Genomic DNA, 16653 nt, shown 5'->3' with positions numbered 1-16653 from the left:
GATGAACCTGTTCGGCTTTCAATCGGCGACGGAATCCAGATTCCTTAAGCGCTCGTCGGCGCCCGGCGCGGTACGCGCATGGCTGGTCGACATTCTCTGCTGGCCGGCGCGTTTCGAAGACCCCCAGGTCGAAGAGGAATTTACGCAGGACTATGGCCGACGGTTTGCCGACTTCCGCCGAGCGGCCCTGGTGCTCGGCACGCTGATCTGGGTGTGCTTTGGGTTCTGGGAAATCAGGCTTGCGCAGACCAGCCCAGCTTTCAGGCCTTATTTTCCAGAGGTTTTCGCGTTCCGTTGGGCCGGTGCGCTCGGCGCGACCATCGGCATCGTGCTGGCCTTCAGGCTCGCCTTTCATCGGGACAAGGTGGCGCACTGGATCTTGCTGTGCGGCCTGGCGTTCATGTGTCTGTGCCTGCTGATGCAAACCGTTCTGGCGCCCCGCCCATTTAATTTCACGCATTTTTTTGTCGGCTTCTATTTGATTCTTTTCTATCAGTTCGGCTTTCTGCGCTTGCGAGCCAAGGCGACGCTGATACTGACGCTGTGCGTGATCGCCGCGATTGTCATGGCCCAACTGCTCACGCGGGCGGTCGAGCCGGAAAACTTCGCAGCCGGCATGTTCTACCTGCTCAATGTCGCCGTGCTGGGCCATAGCGTCAACGTCAATGCCGAGCGGCATGTGCGCGAGCGCTACATCGCCGTTCAGGCGCTTGCCCATAGCAACGGTGCATTGCAGGTCGCCAATGCGGCCCTCGCGCAAAAGCACGATGACCTTGAAGTTGCCCGACGCGACCAGCAGGTCAGGTCGGACGCATTGATTGCGTTGCGCGAGCAGCAGCGCGAAGCCGCCGAGCAGGCAAGCCGCGCGAAATCGCGCTTCCTGGCTGCCGCAGCGCATGACCTGCGGCAGCCCATGCACGCATTGAACCTCTTTCTTGCGGCAGCCGACGAAGCGCTGGCGGCGCGTGACATTGAAGCATCGAGCCGGTTGATCGGCGATGCACGCAAGGCGTCGGTACTGACTGCGCGTCTGTTCAACGGCGTACTCGACCTGTCGAAGCTGGAATCGGGGCACGTCAAGCCGGTCTACACGAGCGTCGACCTGAGCCGGGTAATCGACGAGACCGTCGAGCAACTTGGCGCATTTGCCGCAAGCCGCGGCGTTGCACTGCGATATGCAAGGGCGCTGCAGCGCCCCGCATGGGTACGCACCGACGCCGACTGGATGCCCCGCGTGCTGGGCAACCTCATCGCGAACGGGATCAAGTACGCGGATCCGTCGAAGGCGGGACGATCCACGGTCATCGTCGGATTGGTACGGATGCCGAACTATGTGCGTATCGATGTAATCGACAACGGCATTGGCATCGCGCCAGAACATTGGGATGCGATCTTCCAGCCTTTCGTGCAGATTGGCAACCCTGAACGCGACCGCGAGAAAGGGCTTGGTCTGGGGCTGTCGATCGTGAATGCGGTGGTGGCGCTGCTGGAGGGGCACCGTCTCGAACTGAAGTCGATCGAGGGGCGAGGCTCACGCTTTTCGGTTCGCATGCCGGTGGCCGATCAATTTGCCATTCAGGATCCGGCGACATCGCCTGTCGAAGCGCCGTCGCCGCCGTCAGCGTCGTCATTGCGAGGCCTCTATGTGCTGCTGGTCGAGGACGACAGCCTCGTACGCGCGTCGATGGAGGCGCTGTTTGCGCGCTGGGGCGTGCTGTTCGACGCGGTTCGCACCGTGGCCGCATTCGACGAGCTGTTGCAGACGGTCGAGCGCGTACCCGACCTCATCATCAGCGATTACCGCTTGCCGGAGGGCTCGACGGCACAGGACGTCGTCAACCTGCTCGGCGAGCACTTTTCGCGGCCCGTGCCATGCCTCGTGGTCACGGGCGAAGCCGGGGTCAGCATGCTGGGGACATTGCCGGAGCGCAGCGTGCTCAGCAAGCCGCTGTCCGCGGACATGCTGATTGCTCGCATGCTCGAACTCACCGGGGTGCCCGCCCGTGCGTGCTAATCCGCTGTGGTTTGCGCAACGGTAGGGATCTCAATGCCACGGCGCGCCATCTCCACGATCAGGAAAGTGCGCCGCGATACGTTGAAGCGACTCAGCAGGTCGCTGATGTACTCCTTCGCGGTGTTCTCCGCGATATTCATCTTGCGCGCGATGGCCTTGTTCGACATCCCCTGTAAAAGAAGACCCAGCGTTTGCGCGAGGCGCGGCGGCAGATTCAGCGACTCGATCGGAATGCCCTTGTGCGGGCCCGGCGACTGTGGGGTATGGCCGCCTTTGCCAAGCACGCTGTTGGGCAGGTAGACGCGTCCGTTCAGGATCGTTTGCAGCGCTTCGCGGAATACCGCGCCACCTTCCTCGCTGGCCTTCGAGATGAAGCCGCCCGCGCCATGCTTGATGCAGTCCAGCACCGTTTCGCGGTCGTCCTGTGCGGACAGCATCACCACATGCGCGGCACATTCGTGCTCTTGCAGCCAGCGCAACAAGTCAAGCCCCGTGTGATTGCCGCCGATCTGGTAGTCGAGAAAAACAAGGTCGTACGCCTTGTCTTGCAGTTGCTCGACGGCTGCGTCATACGAGCCGGCTTCATCGATATCCAGCGTCGGCTCTGACGTCAGGATCAGGCTCTTCATCGCGATACGCGTCAAGCCTTCGTCTTCAACGAGCAGTACGCGGCGGAAATACAGGTTGTCCATCGGCAGTTCTCCAGTCCGGGCTATCGTACCCGCATTTTTCCTGGCCGCTATCCCCCCAAAGCGGGGGACTCCTTTGGTGCCGCCTTCTGGAGGCATGGTTTCGCCGACATGGGCGGTTTTGCCGGGGCGCCAGAACGCGCAGGATGACCTCACCGCAGCTTCACAGCAGATCCGGGTCTGGCAGACGAGGAGATCTTGTGATGAAAGAGAAGTCCGTGCCCTACGCGCTGGATGAACGGCGCCTGGAGAATCTGTTTGCGCAGGAGCACGGCAGCCCGCTGTGGGGGAAAGCGGCGGGGAGCGAGAAAACCATTCGGGAGCGGACGGGGACAGAGACGGAATTGGGGCGGCGGCCGCTCAGCCCCTATACCGTCCACAACCTCGATACCGCAATTGCGCATCTGGAAATCGCGATGAGCGCTGACAAAGCGATGGCGATTTTCGGCCTGAGCTATTGGCACGGACGCGTGCTTGAAATTCGCTCGACGCCAGGCATCCTGCACAGCCAGGAGCGACGGCTACAGTGCTTGCTGGACTGGTTCACGTCCAGCGGGGAGGGCAACGGGCCGCCCTCTGGGCATGAGAGTCGTGGCGAAATCTGAATCGCGCGAGGACGCGGTGACTACCGCTGGGGCAATGCGTGACGGGGTCACGCTCTGCAAGCAAAGCATCACAAGTCCGTTCAGGGCGCGGAGGAGACCAACCGAACAGAAACGGCAGGGGAGGCAGCCCGTTGCCTGCTCACTGCACAGCCCGACCGGGAAGCCGCACGGCTTTCCTGTTGGGCCAGCAAAGAGAATGAAACGCCTTGCCGATGAGGTCGGGTGCAACCATGCGGGCCGGGGGGCGACGATGGAAGCGCCAGGACAATTGCGGGCCCGCCCCGGGTTGTTTGCGGGAGCGGGCTGCTTTTCAAGGGATATAGCGCAAGCCCTTGCCTTCTGATCAGCAATATTCCCGCAACAGTAGCCGACGCATTCGTCATATTGTCTGCATTGACGCGACCGCATCCGGATTCCCTCATTTGCCGCGCACACCCTGCATGGATTGCCGTCGACTTGCGCTATTTACCGTACGCACATACTGATTGCGGAGATAAGTATGTGAGGGAATTTTCTTGGACACGCCGACAGACGCTAAATAACATACCGATCGTACTGTTTTGTAGCGGCAACGCAGCAAAGCTCCCGAGAGCGGCCTTACTGAGGCACAGTCCGGTCGCACACGATGCGAGGCGGACGCGCCTGGCATCAACATGACGAACACGATCTCCGATGTGGCGAAACCCGCGCGACGAGCGCAGCATGCACGCAGTTCAGCCGCACGCCATGCGCTGATCGACGCGACGCTCGCGTGCCTGGCGGAAGTGGGCCTGGCCAGAACCTCCATCAGCGAAATCTGCCAGCGCGCGGGGCTTTCGCGCGGCGCGCTGCTCCATCATTTCCCGCACAAGAACGAGTTGCTGGTCGCGTCGTACGTGACATGGATCGACTCGAAGCTCAGCACCCTCGAACAGCGTATCGAAGCCGGCGCGAACGTGCGCGACGAAGTCAGCACATGGCGCGCTCAGGTGCGCGAGACCTTCCCCATGTCGCAGGAGTTTTACTGGGCGCTGCGTAACGACGCGGATTTGCGCGAGCGCTTCAACGCCGCGCTGTTGTCGCATTCGATCGGCGCGGACATGACGGGGTTGCCTGCGCAGACCCACATCGACGAATCGCCGCAGCCGGCGCTCACCCGCTATGTGATCGCGTGCTTCCTGCGCGGCCTGTGCCTGCAGGAACTCTTTGTTCACGACCCGTCGATTCCCGACCAGGCCTTCGAGCACTTCACCGCAATGCTAAGCGCGTATATCGAACATCCGCTCGTGCAGCAAGCCTGACATCGGACGCATCGTTTTTGCCTTTGCCACACATCGGTATCTATAAACAATATCGGACTACTAATAATGAGAATATGCTTTTTCCGTTTGCGTGTGCTTCCCGCACTGCTGATCGGCGCAGGGGTGCTGACGGCCGGCCACGCTTTTGCCGCCGACGATAGCGACGCGAATAGCGCCAGTAACGCCAATCCAGCGAATGCCGGTGCAAAGACGCAAAGCGCGAAACCAGGCGAAGTCGTGCATAGTCTCGCGACCTTCACGGTTCAGGGCACGCGCCAGCAAGCGCCGAAGGTGTCGAGCGGCGCCCTGGGCACGCGCTCGGATCTGGAAACGCCATTCTCGACGCACGTGGTCGCGCAGCAGGAACTGGAAGATCGTCAGGTCAAGGCGCTCGGCAAGGTGTTTGCCGAAGATGCGGCGGTCATGTCGCTCGGCGACACGTATTCGTTCAACGCCTATTCGATCAACGTTCGCGGCATTCCGCTCGACGATTACAACGGCTACAAGATCAATGGCCTGCCGTTCTATATGACGACCGTCGAGTTGCCGGTCGAGTCGTTCGAGTCGATCCAGCTTCTCAAGGGTGCTTCGGGCTTCATGTACGGCTTCGGTGCGCCGGGCGGCATCATCAATTTCGTGACGAAAAAGCCGACCGATACCTTTACCTTCAGTGCGGACGTGGGCTACAGCTCCGACGCCGTGTTCAGCGAACACATCGATACGGGCGGTCGCTTCGGGCCGCAAAGCATGTTCGGCTATCGCTTCAACATCACGCACGAGCAGGGCGATACCTACAACGGCTCCCACGTGCTGCGCAATTCGGAGTCGCTCTCGCTCGATGCGCGCCTGACCAAGTCGCTGACGTGGACGTTCGACGGGCTCTATCAATCGCGCAAGGTCGACGGTGGCATCCAGGACATCATGCTCAGCGATTTCACGGGGACGAGCGTGCCGCGTGCGCCGAGCGGCCGCACGAGTCTCTCCGCCTACGACGACACGTTTTTCAATTCGAACGTCTATTTCCTGAGCAGCGGACCGCACTGGCAAATCGATCCGGTCTGGAAGGCGAGTATCGACTATAGCCACAGCAAGGACGAACGCAACTATTCGGGCCAGTGGCTCGATCTGCTCACGCCGCAAGGCGATTTCGATACGTACTTGAACCGCTCGCGCGGGTCGTCGATCTACGACGTCGTGCAGGCCGCGCTGGAAGGCAAGTTCTCGACCGGGCCGGTCGATCATCAGGTCGTGCTGGGTGCATCGGAACAGTGGCTCACGAAAAAGACCGTGCCGTCTTCGCTCTACACCGATATTGGCTCGAACAATCTCTACGATCCGATTACGCAGCTCACCTGGAACGGCACCTACGACTATAGCCAGCAATACAACAACTTTAATTCGCAGCAGAAATCGCTGTTTGCAAGCGACACGCTGAGCTTCCTGAAATACTGGTCGATTCTCGCAGGCATTCGCTACACGAGCTATCACCAGACGTCGTGGACGAAACCGGGCACGGCAGGGACGACGTATACGCAGACGCCGGTCACGCCAACGCTGGCGCTCATGTTCCGTCCGCGCAGCGATCTGCTGTTCTACGCGAGCTATGTTGAAGCGCTCGAAGACGGCGGCACGGCAGCCGAGGGCTACGCAAACGCGAATCAGGTGCTCGACCCGCTCAAGAGCAAGCAATACGAAGTGGGCGTGAAGTACGACGGCCGTTCATATGGCGCGTCGGCGGCGCTGTTTCGCATCGAACGCGGCGCGGAATACGGCAACGCGCAGAATGTGTATGTCTCGAACGGCAAGGAGCGCATCGACGGCCTCGAACTCGACGGCCACGTCGATCTGCCAGCGGGCTTTCGCGTGAGCGCGAGTACCGCATGGGAAGCGGGGACATACAGCGAGACCGAGGCCGATCTGGTCGGTAACCGCATTGAAGGCATCCCGCGCTGGCAGGCGACCTTGCAGGTGAGCGACCGCATTCCCGGCGTGCCTGGCCTGAGCGCCAACGCCGAGGCGCATTATTACGGCAGCATGATGGCCGACGCTAACAATAAATATGTGCTGCCGAGCTTCACGCTATTTAATGCAGGGCTGAGCTATCGCACGATGATTGGCGGCCACGGCGTGACGCTGCGCGCCGAAGTCGACAACGTTTTCAATCGCCATTACTGGGGTTTCCTGCAATCGGATTACATCTTCATTGGCGCGCCGCGTACGCTCGCGCTCAATGCGAGGTTCGATCTGTGAGCGTCGGCGTCCCGGGCTTCGGCGCGCGCGTCATGCGCATGGCGCGATATGTGAGCGCTGCTGGCGTGGCCAGCGTCGCCATGCTCGCGCATGCCGCGCCAACTCCCGCGTGGCAAGAAACGCTTGCGCTGTTCGACGATGCGCGCCCCGATGCCTCGCTGCAGCGCTTCGCTTGGGCCGACAGCGCGCCGCCGCGCAACGGCACGCTGCGCCTGGCGAATTACAACGAGGTTTCGACTTACGATTCGCTCAATCCGTTTTTGCTGCGCGGCAATGCGGCGCCGGACGAAGTGAACCTCATGTTCGAGACGCTGATGCAGCGCAGTCTCGACGAAGTGGGCACGCAATACCCGCTGCTTGCCGATCGCGTCACGATTGCGGCCGACGGGCTTTCCGCTTCGTTTCATCTGAACCCGGCTGCGCGCTTCTCGAATGGCGCGCCAGTGACGGCGCAGGACGTGCGCTATTCGTTCGAGCAATTGACGGGCCCGGCGACTTCGCCGCTCTACAGCAGCCGCTATGCGCTGATCCGCAGCGTGGACGTGATCGATACGCAGACCGTGCGTTTCACATTTCGCGCGGCGCAGCGCCGGGCCGTGCTCGCAGCGGGCGATCTCTACGTGTTCTCGCGCGACTGGGCGCGCACACCGCAAGGCCGCGAACTGAGCTTCGACCAGCTCGCGACGGTTGCGCCTGTTTCCAGCGGGCCCTACCTGATCGGTGCGCGCGCAAGCAATCGCGAGATCGTGTATCGCCGCAATCCGCAGTATTGGGGCAAGGATCTGCCCGTGCGGCGTGGCATGTTCAATTTCGCCAAGGTGAGTTTTCGGCTCTATAGCGATTCGTCCGCGCCGTTGCAGGCGTTTCGCGCGGGCGATATCGACGCCATGTTCGAAGGCAGCGCCGAGCAATGGTCACGCAATTACAGCGGCCCCGGTTTCGCCAGCGGCACGCTGCGCAAAGCGGAGTTTCCGGAGCACGGCATCAGTGACGCGCAGGGGCTCATTTTCAATCTACGCCGCGCGAAGTTTCAGGACATTCGCGTGCGCGAGGCAATTGGCCTTGCGCTCGATTACGAATGGATCAACCGCAATATGTTTTTCGGTCAGTATGCGCGCAGCCGTAGTTTCTTCGATGACAGCGTGTTCGCCGCAAGCGGTACGCCCGACGCGGACGAACTGGCGCTGCTTGAACCGCTGCGTGCGAGCGTGCCGCGTGAGGCCTTCGGCACGCTGCCCGCGCAGCCGGACACATCGGGGCAGGACGGCCTGCGTCGCAACCTCGCTCGCGCCGAGGCGCTGCTCGCCAGCGCGGGCTGGCATTACCACGACGGCGTGCTGCGCAATGAGGCGGGCACGCCGCTCACGGTCGAACTGCTCGACGACGGCACGGGCATGCAGCGCATCCTGATGATCGTCGTGCGCAACCTGAAATTACTGGGCATCGACGCGCGCCTGCGCATCATGGATCAGACCGTCATCAACGAGCGCCTGAAGCATTTCGATTTCGACATGACGACGATGGGCTATCGTGCGGCCAGCATTCCTGGTGCAGAACTCGAACGACGCTTCGGCAGCCGCGCGGCGAAGACACCGGGTTCGGAGAATTACACGGGCATTGCGTCGCCTGCTGTCGATGCGCTCATCGACGATGTGCTGCGCGCGCATAGCGAGCGCGAGGTGATTGCCGCCGCGCGTGCGCTCGATCGCGTGCTGCTGTGCGAACGCATCATGGTGCCGGAGTGGCACATCACGCATGCGCGCGTGGCATGGAACCGGCGCATTGCGCCGCCTGCACGCGTGCCGCAGCAATATGGCTGGATCGACTGGGTGGTCGGCTGGTGGCATGCCGCGCCTGGCGCAATTGAACAGGAGTAGGCCAGATGTTCGCGTATATCGGGCGCAGGTTGTTGCTCATGATTCCCACGTTGTTAGGCGTGCTGACGGTGACGTTCATCATCATGCAGTTCGTTCCGGGCGGCCCGGTCGAGCAGGTGATGGCGCGCCTGCAGGGCACGTCGATGCATGGTGAAGGCGCCACTGGGGCGAGCGGCGGTGACAGTGCGGGTGGCTATCACGGCAATGAAGGCGTCGACCCTGCGCAGGTTGCGGCGATTCGCCACGAGTTTGGCTTCGACGTGCCGCCGCTCACGCGCTATGTGCGCATGCTGACGCATTACGCGCGTTTCGACCTGGGCCAGTCGTTCTTTCAGCATCGCTCGGTGTGGGCGCTGATCGTCAGCAAGCTGCCGGTGACGCTCACGCTCGGCACCTGCACACTGCTGCTCACGTACCTGATTGCCGTGCCGCTGGGCATTGCGAAGGCGCTGCGACGCGGCACGCCATTCGATCTCGCCACGAGCGCGGCGCTGCTCGCCGCCTACGCGATTCCTGGCTTCGTGCTGGGCGTGCTGCTGATGATGTTGCTCAGCGGCGATCTCTTTCTGCATGTCTTTCCGCTGGGCGGCTTCGGCGTGGAAAGCCACGACAGCCTGCCGCTCGCGCAACGCGTGCTGGATCGCCTCTGGCATCTGGTGCTGCCGGTGACAGCGTCGGTCACCACGAGTCTCGCGGTCGTCGCGTTCCTCACGCGCAACGCGTTCATCGACGAATTCTCGCGCCAGTACGTGCTGACCGCGCGCGCCAAGGGCGTATCGCGCGGTGCGGTGGTGTGGCGGCACGTGCTGCGCAACGCGCTGATTCCGCTCGCAACGGGCTTGCCCGCGGCGTTCGTTGCCGCCTATGTGAGCGGCAGCCTGCTGATCGAAACGCTGTTTTCGCTCGACGGCGTGGGGCGGCTCTCTTACGACGCGATCGTCGGTCGCGACTATCCCGTCGTGCTGGGCGCGCTGTTCGTCTTTACGGTCGTGAGCCTGTTCGCGAAGCTCGCGGGCGATCTGGCCTATGCGCTGATCGATCCGCGTATTCACTTTGGCAGTAATGGCCGCTAAAACCGGGGTTCCTCATGGAAGTCACCACGTCGTCTTGCGATGAAGCGGCACCGTTGTCCGAGCTTGTGTCCGATGTCGAATTCGCTCCGCCTGCGCCCGCCGTTGTTGCGCAGGAGCACACGCCGGAAGTCTCGCGTACGGCGGCATGGTGGCGGCGCTTGCGGCGTCAGCGCATCGGCTTCGCGAGTCTCGTCGCGTTTGCAGTGCTGTTCGTCGCGAGCCTGCTGGCCAGCACAATCGCGAACGACCGGCCGCTGGTCGTGCGCTATCACGGCCACTGGCTGTTCCCGGTGCTGCGTACCTATGCCGATCAGGACTTTGGCGGCGCGCTGCCCACCGAGGCCGATTATCTCGACCCGTTCATTCGCGGGCAGTTTTCGCGCGACGGCAATTTCGCGCTCTACGCGCCCATTCCGTATCGCTACGACACCGTCAATTATCACGACGCGCAGTCGTTTCCGGCGCCACCGTCCGCGCAAAACTGGCTCGGCACCGATGCATACGGACGCGACGTGCTCGCGCGCGTGCTTTACGGATTTCGCAGCTCGGTATGGTTCGCGCTTGCATTGACGCTTTCCAGCGCGCTGGTCGGCGTCGTGGCGGGTGCGTTGCAGGGCTATTACGCGGGGCTCGTGGATCTGCTTGGCCAGCGTTTTATCGAGGTCTGGAATGCGCTGCCCGATCTCTACCTGCTCATCATCCTGTCGTCGATCTTCGAGCCAAGTCTCGCGCTGCTGTTCGTGCTGCTCGCCGCATTCGGCTGGATCACGCTGTCCGATTACGTGCGCGGCGAATTCCTGCAAAAGCGCGGCCTGGAATACGTACGCGCGGCGCGCACGCTCGGCTTGTCCGATCGACAGATCATGTGGCGGCATATTCTGCCGAACAGCCTCACGCCAGTCATTACCTGGCTGCCTTTTCGTATGAGCGCGGCGATCGTCTCGCTCGCGAGCCTCGATTTTCTTGGGCTTGGCGTGCCGCCGCCCGCACCTAGCCTTGGCGAACTGCTGGCCGAAGGCAAGGATCATCTGGCGGCGTGGTGGATTTCGGCGACGGCGATTGCGGCGCTGGTGGTCACGCTGCTGCTGCTTACTTTTATTGGCGACGCCTTGCGCGAATCGCTCGCGACCGACCGGCATCGGAGCGCCGATGAAGCCGATGAAACCGATGCGCATGGTCATTCCAGCGCAGCAGGAGCCACCCGATGACAACGCGCACAGCCCCCGTACTCGAAGTCGAAGACCTGAACATCCGCATCGGCGCGCGCTCCATCGTTCGCGGCCTTGACCTGACGATCAAGCGCGGCGAGCGTGTCGCGCTCGTGGGCGAATCGGGATCGGGCAAAAGCCTGACCGCACTGGCGCTGCTTGGACTGGCCGACGCGGCGCAGGTGAGCGGCAGCGTGCGGCTCGCGGGCGAGCCACTGCTGGGCAGAAGCGAGGCGCAATGGCGCGCGACGCGCGGCCGCGACATCGCGATGGTGTTTCAGGAGCCGATGACCGCGCTCAATCCGCTCAAGACCGTTGGGCGGCAGATCGTAGAAAGTCTGCGTCTGCATGCAGGACTGCGCGGAGCGGCGGCACGCACGAGAGCGATTGCGCTGCTGCGTCGCACCGGCATCGTCGAGCCCGAGCGCAAGGTCGATGCGTTTGCGCACCAGCTATCGGGCGGGCAGCGGCAACGCGCGATGATCGCGATGGCGCTGGCCTGCAATCCGCGCCTGCTGATCGCAGACGAGCCGACCACGGCGCTCGACGTCACCGTCCGGCGGCAGATCGTCGATCTGCTGATCGAGCTTCAGGAAGCGGACGCTGACGGGCACGGCCTGGCCATTCTGCTCATCACGCACGACCTGCATTTAGTGCGACGCTTCGCGCATCGCGTGGCGGTCATGCAGCACGGCGAGATCGTGGAGGAGGGCGCGACCGATGCGCTGTTCGCGGCGCAGCGGCATGCGTATACGCGCAAGCTGTTTGATAGCGCGCCGCGCCGCGCGCTCGCCCCCGTGGCTGCCGATGCGCGCGATGTACTGCAAGTGAGCGCGCTGCGTGCCGGTTATCGCGCGCGTGCACGCGGCTGGCGTGGTCTTTTCCGCAGCGAGACGCCTGCCGTGCTGCAAGGCATCGACCTGCAACTGCGCGAAGGCGAGACGCTGGGTGTGCTCGGCGAATCCGGTTGCGGAAAGTCGACGCTGGCCGCATCGCTCGTTGGCCTCGTGACGCCGACGGCAGGCGCGATTCGCTACGCGGCGCTCAATGGCGCGGGCAAGACGGCGACGCGACTCGAACGCGCGGCTCATGTGCAGATGGTGTTCCAGGATCCGTTTGCATCGCTCGCGCCGCGTCTGCGAGTGGGCGAGATTATCGAGGAAGGGCTGGCACTCCACCATCCGCATATGCCGGTCACGACGCGGCGTGCACGCGTGGCGGCACTGCTCGCGGAAACCGGCTTGCCTGCTGACGCCGCCGCGCGCTATCCGGCGGCGTTCTCCGGCGGCCAGCGGCAGCGTGTTGCGATTGCGCGCGCACTGGCGGTCGATCCGCGCATTCTTGTACTCGATGAGCCGACCAGTGCGCTAGATGTCTCGATCCAGAAGCAGATTCTCGAATTGCTGACCGGTTTGCAGCGGCGGCATCGGCTGAGCTATGTGTTCATCAGCCACGATATCGACGTGCTGCGCGCCGTGTCCCATCGGCTTGTCGTGATGCACGGCGGGCGGATTGTCGAGAGCGGGGAAACTGAAGCTGTTTTGGCGCAGCCGAAGCATGCCTATACGCGGGCGCTGGTTCGGTCGGTGGTTTAGACGTAGCGCTTGCCCGAAGTGCCCGTTGAAAAGCCCGTCGGTTTTACACGGCCTCGACCCACAAGAGACAGCGGCTTTTCCTGAAAGCCGCCATTCAACCGTCCATTCAAATTGTTTGAATGCAGGAGTGAGGTCGCGAAGACTGGAGCGCGCTCTATTTTGACGTAAGCCAGACTCCGGCGATGATTGCGCCGATGCCTGCAACGCGTGTCATTTCAAGCGGCTGGGCAGTGGCGCCGAGCCAACCGAAGTGATCAAGCATGACTGACACGGCGAACTGCGTGGCGACGATGATCGTAAATGCCGTGGTCAAGCCGAGCCGCGACGCCGTATAACCGATCGATCCAGCGATGACGAGTCCGAGCGCACCGGCCGAAAGCGCATACCATGGTACCGCTGTCCATGCCTTGAGGCTGCCGCCCTGCAGCGCGAACAGCAGCACGATCGCAAGCATGGCCCCACTGATGTAGTTCACGAAAATCCCCCCGGTTGTGCCGATGCTCTTCGCCATGATGCCCATGAACTGACCTTGCAGCGCGACTGCGCAGCCGCCAAGCGCCGCAATGGCACCCAGGCCGATTACGTTGTTTGCCATAAGTCCTCGATTCGCGATATTGCGTTGGTGTTGAAATAGTGTCCGTAACAGTATCGACGTGCGCGAACCCGCCGTGAAACGGTATATTTTCACGGGTGCCATCAAAAACATTCACAGCGGGGAGAAATGACGTGCTGTCTATGGAGTCACTTCAACTCGTCGATCTGATCGCGCGAACCGGCAGTTTTACTGCCGCCGCAAAGGCGCTGCATCGCGTGCCTTCGGCGGTGAGCTATGCGGTGCGCGTTATTGAAGAGGAACTCGGCGTCGTGCTGTTCACGCGCCAGCACCGCCGCGTTGTGCCCACCGACGCCGGGCAGCATTTCGTGATCGAGGCACGTGGCATCCTCAACAAGATGGAAGAAGTCCGCCGCGAAACGCGGCGGGTGGCGAACGGCTGGCAGCCCAGCCTTTCTATCGCGCTCGACAACGTCGTTTCTGGCCAGCGCGTCAATGCGCTCATGGCCGACTTCTATCGGCACTTCGACAACGTGGAGTTGATCGTGCGAATCGAGGTGTTCAACGGCGTCTGGGAAGCGCTGGCGACGGGGCGTGCCGACATAGCGATTGGCGCGACAACGGCGGTGCCCGTCGGCGGCGAATTCGCCTTTCGCGACATGGGTTTGATCGATTGGGCCTTCCTCGTCAGTTCGCATCATCCGCTCGCGACTGCACAGGAGCCGCTCAGCCCCGACTTGCTCGCCACCTTCCCGTCGATCTGTTTGGAGGACACTTCGCGCGAGATCCCGAAGCGAGACACCTGGTTGCTGCCCAACCAGCGCCGCCTCGTGGTACCCGACTGGCAGCGCGCCATCAACTGCTTCGTGGAAGGGCTAGGGATCGGCTATATGCCGGTGCATCTCGCACGGCCTTTCATCGAATCGGGCCAACTGGTCGAGAAGACCATCTGCAATCCCAAGGCGCCGAGCCCGTGCTGTATCGCATGGCACGGTCAGAAGACGCCGCCCGTACTGCTTTGGGTGCTCGACTATCTCGGTGACGGCGAGAAACTGCATGCCGAATGGATCGCGTAATCCGGGCGCGCAGTAGTAATCGCGGATGGGCTGAGCCAACGTTCGGTCGCACTCATATGCCGATGATTGTTACCAGCCTGGTCGTGGTCGTTGAACGTTTCATACTGGTCGCATTCTGCCTGCTCGCGCGGAGCAAGATCATTGTCGGATTCTTGAATAAACCCGCGTATTACGCAGCGTCCCGTTAGGCTCTACTCGCGAATTGCGTAATACGCCTTCAAGCACCATGCCGACTCGCTCACACAATCGCCATGCATTCGGGTTCAGGTCGTCGGTGAAGGCTTCCACTCGATGGGCTGCGAATGCGGTAAAGGCGAGTTCGACTATCGCGGTGACGGCTTCGCTGATTAAGCCTTGTTTAGTCCAGGAGGATCGTCCCCACCAGCCGGCCTCAAATGTGCCGGCGCTCCAGCGCGGGTTGTGAAGCCCACCACATCCGACCAACTCGCCGGAATCACGCAGCAAGAAGAGAAAAGGAAAATCGCGGCGGGCGATGAAGTTGGACGCCCCAACCCGACAGAAGGCTTCCGAGGCATCAACGGAGGGCTCGTTCATTGCCCAGGGCAAAGACGCCGGAAACTCGCGCAGCGTCTCCAGTGATTCAATAATCGCCTCAAAGACTTGCTGACCATCGCCCTGTCGAGGAGCGCGAATGACTAGCCGTTCGGTGTAAATCGGATCGGGTAGATTTATCAGGAGAGGCTGCATGGAGACGGTTCCAGGCTGAAACAGAAACGGAGGCTGTTCAGTGCGAATTGTCGGCGATCCAGACTGCAATGTCGACCGGTTAAGTCCGCCGCCGACCGCTGCCTGTTGCGTCAGTCGTGGTAAGCCAGCGCGACCAGAGTACTGCTGTACTCGTGTGTACGACGCCAGTTCACGAAAGCGCACGCGTCTTGCAAACCCACGAATTGATCAGCACAGCGCTTTCTGAAACTGTCAGCAGCGCCGAGCTGTATCGTCAATGTGCCCCCGGGTCTAACATGGATCCGCGTCATCCCGGCTTCGGGCTCATCGAGGTACCCCAAACAGTCAATCAGAGCATCCAGGTTATTGCCGTAAAACGAGGGGAAGCCAAGGATTCGCGAGAAGACCCGATGAAACGAGGGCCAGTCGGTAATTTCGTTCGTGTCTACGAACACGGTCGTCATTGCGGTCGTTCAATTTGTGCAGTTCGCTGTCTGTTCAGTACGGGCGTCTGCCAATTGTCGGCAATCTGCGACTGGCTGTCGAACGTCGCGTATTGGCCGGCCACAGCCTGATACGTTTCGCATGAGTCACAGACGCATCGGCGTAGGGCGACTGGCTGAGTGCGACCCGAAGCAGCCGGCCGCCGCCTGAAGTTGAATGGCCCCAATTCAGCCCAAAGCTGACGACTCGGTCCGGGAGCAGTGCGAAAGCAGCGGTGGTCATCTGGTGCCCGATCGACTGAAAAATTTGCACTGGTCGCTATGCCCTATAGGACCAAGTCGTTCATTCGTCGCGGGATATGCGCTTCCTTAAACTCGCCACCTCCCCTCGAAATTTCCATAACAAGCTGTCATTCTTCGGGGCGGCCTCTTCTGCTGCATCCAGCTTCGCGCGAGCGAGTGCGCGGTTAGGAGGCACGTCATTAGCGTACGCGTATGCTTGCTGAAGTAAGCAAAGGTGCTTGTGCTTTCCCAGCGACGCGGCGCGGTCCAATGAGGTTTGAGCATCTGAAACGGCCCCTCGCTTCGATTCTATTGCCCCACGCGTAAACCAAGCATCAGGATCGTCCGGTATTAAAGCGGTAGCCTTCTTTGCCCAGTCTAGAGCCTCGTCTTGTCGACTTTGCCTTCTAGTGGAAAGAAAGAAAGCAAATCGGTCATACAGCCAGCCATTATCCATGTCTGCGTTCACCGCAAGATCGTAAAACATCTCGCAATCATCATCGCGTTCCTCGCGAAATGCCATGTAGGCCGCACGAGCGTATGGGTGTCTGTAGGCTCGTGCAACGCGGTCCTTGACCATCGCGGATTTGCTACGGAGGAATTCGTTGTATCTGCTTCTAATTCGCTCGACAGTCGCCCCGCTAGGGAAAACGTTCCCAGAGATTGAAATGGTGCGTCCATCGCAAAACTTCAAAAATTCCGGGGTTAGCAGAATTTGTGTATTTCCGTTGAAGGTGGTTATTTGCGCAATACCACGACTTTCCTCAAGGGCCTCGTATGCCTCTAGTACGGATATTCCGACTTGGATGCAACATAGCTTCAACAAAGTATCGTCGTGTATGTCGGTTACCTTTGTCATCAGCAAAAGCAGGTGCTGCATTGGCTGCGACATGCGGTTCCAGGCATCTGAATATAGAAATTCGCCTAAGTCTTGCGTCTGCATTCGCATCACACGATCGAAAGCTTGCTGCAATCCGATCCCGTGTTCCCCGAGCGCCTGAACAAAGACCTCTAGCACTAG

14 protein-coding genes are annotated in these 16653 nt (G+C 61.4%); 9 read left to right on the top strand and 5 right to left on the bottom strand.

What is annotated here, in order from left to right:
- The first annotated feature begins 1 nt into the window (after nucleotide 1).
- Complete coding sequence (locus BBA01S_RS44295; RefSeq protein ID WP_052392044.1) at nucleotides 2-2014, top strand: hybrid sensor histidine kinase/response regulator; 2013 nt, start codon at nucleotides 2-4, stop codon at nucleotides 2012-2014.
- On the opposite strand, the gene BBA01S_RS35825 is transcribed toward BBA01S_RS44295, so the two are convergent.
- On the bottom strand, nucleotides 2011-2706 hold the full coding sequence (locus BBA01S_RS35825; protein WP_027820631.1) for a response regulator transcription factor: 696 nt from the start codon (nucleotides 2704-2706) through the stop codon (nucleotides 2011-2013). The genes BBA01S_RS44295 and BBA01S_RS35825 overlap by 4 nt on opposite strands.
- Before the next feature lie 200 nt (nucleotides 2707-2906).
- On the opposite strand from BBA01S_RS35825, the gene BBA01S_RS47825 reads away from it, so the two are divergent.
- From BBA01S_RS47825 to BBA01S_RS35790, 7 genes are all read left to right on the top strand, one after another.
- On the top strand, nucleotides 2907-3308 hold the full coding sequence (locus BBA01S_RS47825) for a hypothetical protein (RefSeq protein WP_174479199.1): 402 nt from the start codon (nucleotides 2907-2909) through the stop codon (nucleotides 3306-3308).
- A 653-nt stretch (nucleotides 3309-3961) separates the two neighbouring features.
- Nucleotides 3962-4588, top strand: a complete 627-nt coding sequence (locus BBA01S_RS35815) for a TetR/AcrR family transcriptional regulator (protein ID WP_042298446.1) — start codon at nucleotides 3962-3964, stop codon at nucleotides 4586-4588.
- 66 nt (nucleotides 4589-4654) lie between these two features.
- Complete coding sequence (locus BBA01S_RS35810) at nucleotides 4655-6838, top strand: TonB-dependent siderophore receptor (protein ID WP_042298445.1); 2184 nt, start codon at nucleotides 4655-4657, stop codon at nucleotides 6836-6838.
- Complete coding sequence (locus BBA01S_RS35805; protein ID WP_245641695.1) at nucleotides 6835-8715, top strand: extracellular solute-binding protein; 1881 nt, start codon at nucleotides 6835-6837, stop codon at nucleotides 8713-8715. Before BBA01S_RS35810 ends, BBA01S_RS35805 begins: the two co-directional genes overlap by 4 nt.
- Before the next feature lie 5 nt (nucleotides 8716-8720).
- Nucleotides 8721-9788: an ABC transporter permease subunit gene (locus tag BBA01S_RS35800; protein WP_027820627.1), complete on the top strand. Its 1068-nt coding sequence runs from the start codon at nucleotides 8721-8723 to the stop codon at nucleotides 9786-9788.
- Between the two features lie 14 nt (nucleotides 9789-9802).
- Nucleotides 9803-10996, top strand: a complete 1194-nt coding sequence (locus tag BBA01S_RS44285; protein WP_084162746.1) for an ABC transporter permease — start codon at nucleotides 9803-9805, stop codon at nucleotides 10994-10996.
- The gene (locus BBA01S_RS35790) at nucleotides 10993-12591 is read left to right on the top strand and encodes an ABC transporter ATP-binding protein (RefSeq protein ID WP_027820626.1); all 1599 of its coding nucleotides are present in this window, start codon (nucleotides 10993-10995) and stop codon (nucleotides 12589-12591) included. Before BBA01S_RS44285 ends, BBA01S_RS35790 begins: the two co-directional genes overlap by 4 nt.
- Nucleotides 12592-12745: 154 nt before the next feature.
- Here the strand turns inward: BBA01S_RS35790 and BBA01S_RS35785 are convergent, their stop codons facing one another.
- A complete protein-coding gene (locus BBA01S_RS35785) occupies nucleotides 12746-13288 on the bottom strand; it encodes a DMT family transporter (protein ID WP_245641694.1) in 543 nt (180 codons plus the stop codon).
- A 38-nt stretch (nucleotides 13289-13326) separates the two neighbouring features.
- Between BBA01S_RS35785 and punR the strand changes: the two genes are divergently transcribed.
- Complete coding sequence (punR, locus tag BBA01S_RS35780; protein ID WP_245641693.1) at nucleotides 13327-14220, top strand: DNA-binding transcriptional activator PunR; 894 nt, start codon at nucleotides 13327-13329, stop codon at nucleotides 14218-14220.
- Between the two features lie 138 nt (nucleotides 14221-14358).
- Here the strand turns inward: punR and BBA01S_RS46325 are convergent, their stop codons facing one another.
- The 3 genes from BBA01S_RS46325 to BBA01S_RS35765 form a co-directional block, all read right to left on the bottom strand.
- Entirely contained in the window at nucleotides 14359-14928 is a 570-nt protein-coding gene (locus BBA01S_RS46325) for a GNAT family N-acetyltransferase (protein WP_084162745.1), read from the bottom strand.
- 110 nt (nucleotides 14929-15038) lie between these two features.
- On the bottom strand, nucleotides 15039-15371 hold the full coding sequence (locus BBA01S_RS35770) for a barstar family protein (protein WP_027820623.1): 333 nt from the start codon (nucleotides 15369-15371) through the stop codon (nucleotides 15039-15041).
- A 322-nt stretch (nucleotides 15372-15693) separates the two neighbouring features.
- Nucleotides 15694-16653: tetratricopeptide repeat protein (locus BBA01S_RS35765; RefSeq protein ID WP_027820622.1), on the bottom strand; the 960-nt coding region annotated here is incomplete at its 5' end.

The sequence above is a fragment of the Paraburkholderia bannensis NBRC 103871 genome (assembly GCF_000685015.1).
Classification (GTDB): Bacteria; Pseudomonadota; Gammaproteobacteria; order Burkholderiales; family Burkholderiaceae; genus Paraburkholderia; species Paraburkholderia bannensis.
This window is presented reverse-complemented; position numbering and strand designations above follow the sequence as displayed.

Excerpts from the sequence above, each read along its gene's own strand:
- BBA01S_RS44295 (WP_052392044.1), top strand. The coding sequence starts at position 2 with ATGAACCTGTTCGGCTTTCAATCGGCGACGGAATCCAGATTCCTTAAG.
- BBA01S_RS35825 (WP_027820631.1), bottom strand. The coding sequence starts at position 2,706 with ATGGACAACCTGTATTTCCGCCGCGTACTGCTCGTTGAAGACGAAGGC.
- BBA01S_RS47825 (WP_174479199.1), top strand. The coding sequence starts at position 2,907 with ATGAAAGAGAAGTCCGTGCCCTACGCGCTGGATGAACGGCGCCTGGAG.
- BBA01S_RS35815 (WP_042298446.1), top strand. The coding sequence starts at position 3,962 with ATGACGAACACGATCTCCGATGTGGCGAAACCCGCGCGACGAGCGCAG.
- BBA01S_RS35810 (WP_042298445.1), top strand. The coding sequence starts at position 4,655 with ATGAGAATATGCTTTTTCCGTTTGCGTGTGCTTCCCGCACTGCTGATC.
- BBA01S_RS35800 (WP_027820627.1), top strand. The coding sequence starts at position 8,721 with ATGTTCGCGTATATCGGGCGCAGGTTGTTGCTCATGATTCCCACGTTG.
- BBA01S_RS44285 (WP_084162746.1), top strand. The coding sequence starts at position 9,803 with ATGGAAGTCACCACGTCGTCTTGCGATGAAGCGGCACCGTTGTCCGAG.
- BBA01S_RS35790 (WP_027820626.1), top strand. The coding sequence starts at position 10,993 with ATGACAACGCGCACAGCCCCCGTACTCGAAGTCGAAGACCTGAACATC.
- BBA01S_RS35785 (WP_245641694.1), bottom strand. The coding sequence starts at position 13,288 with ATGGCACCCGTGAAAATATACCGTTTCACGGCGGGTTCGCGCACGTCG.
- punR (WP_245641693.1), top strand. The coding sequence starts at position 13,327 with ATGGAGTCACTTCAACTCGTCGATCTGATCGCGCGAACCGGCAGTTTT.
- BBA01S_RS46325 (WP_084162745.1), bottom strand. The coding sequence starts at position 14,928 with ATGCAGCCTCTCCTGATAAATCTACCCGATCCGATTTACACCGAACGG.
- BBA01S_RS35770 (WP_027820623.1), bottom strand. The coding sequence starts at position 15,371 with ATGACGACCGTGTTCGTAGACACGAACGAAATTACCGACTGGCCCTCG.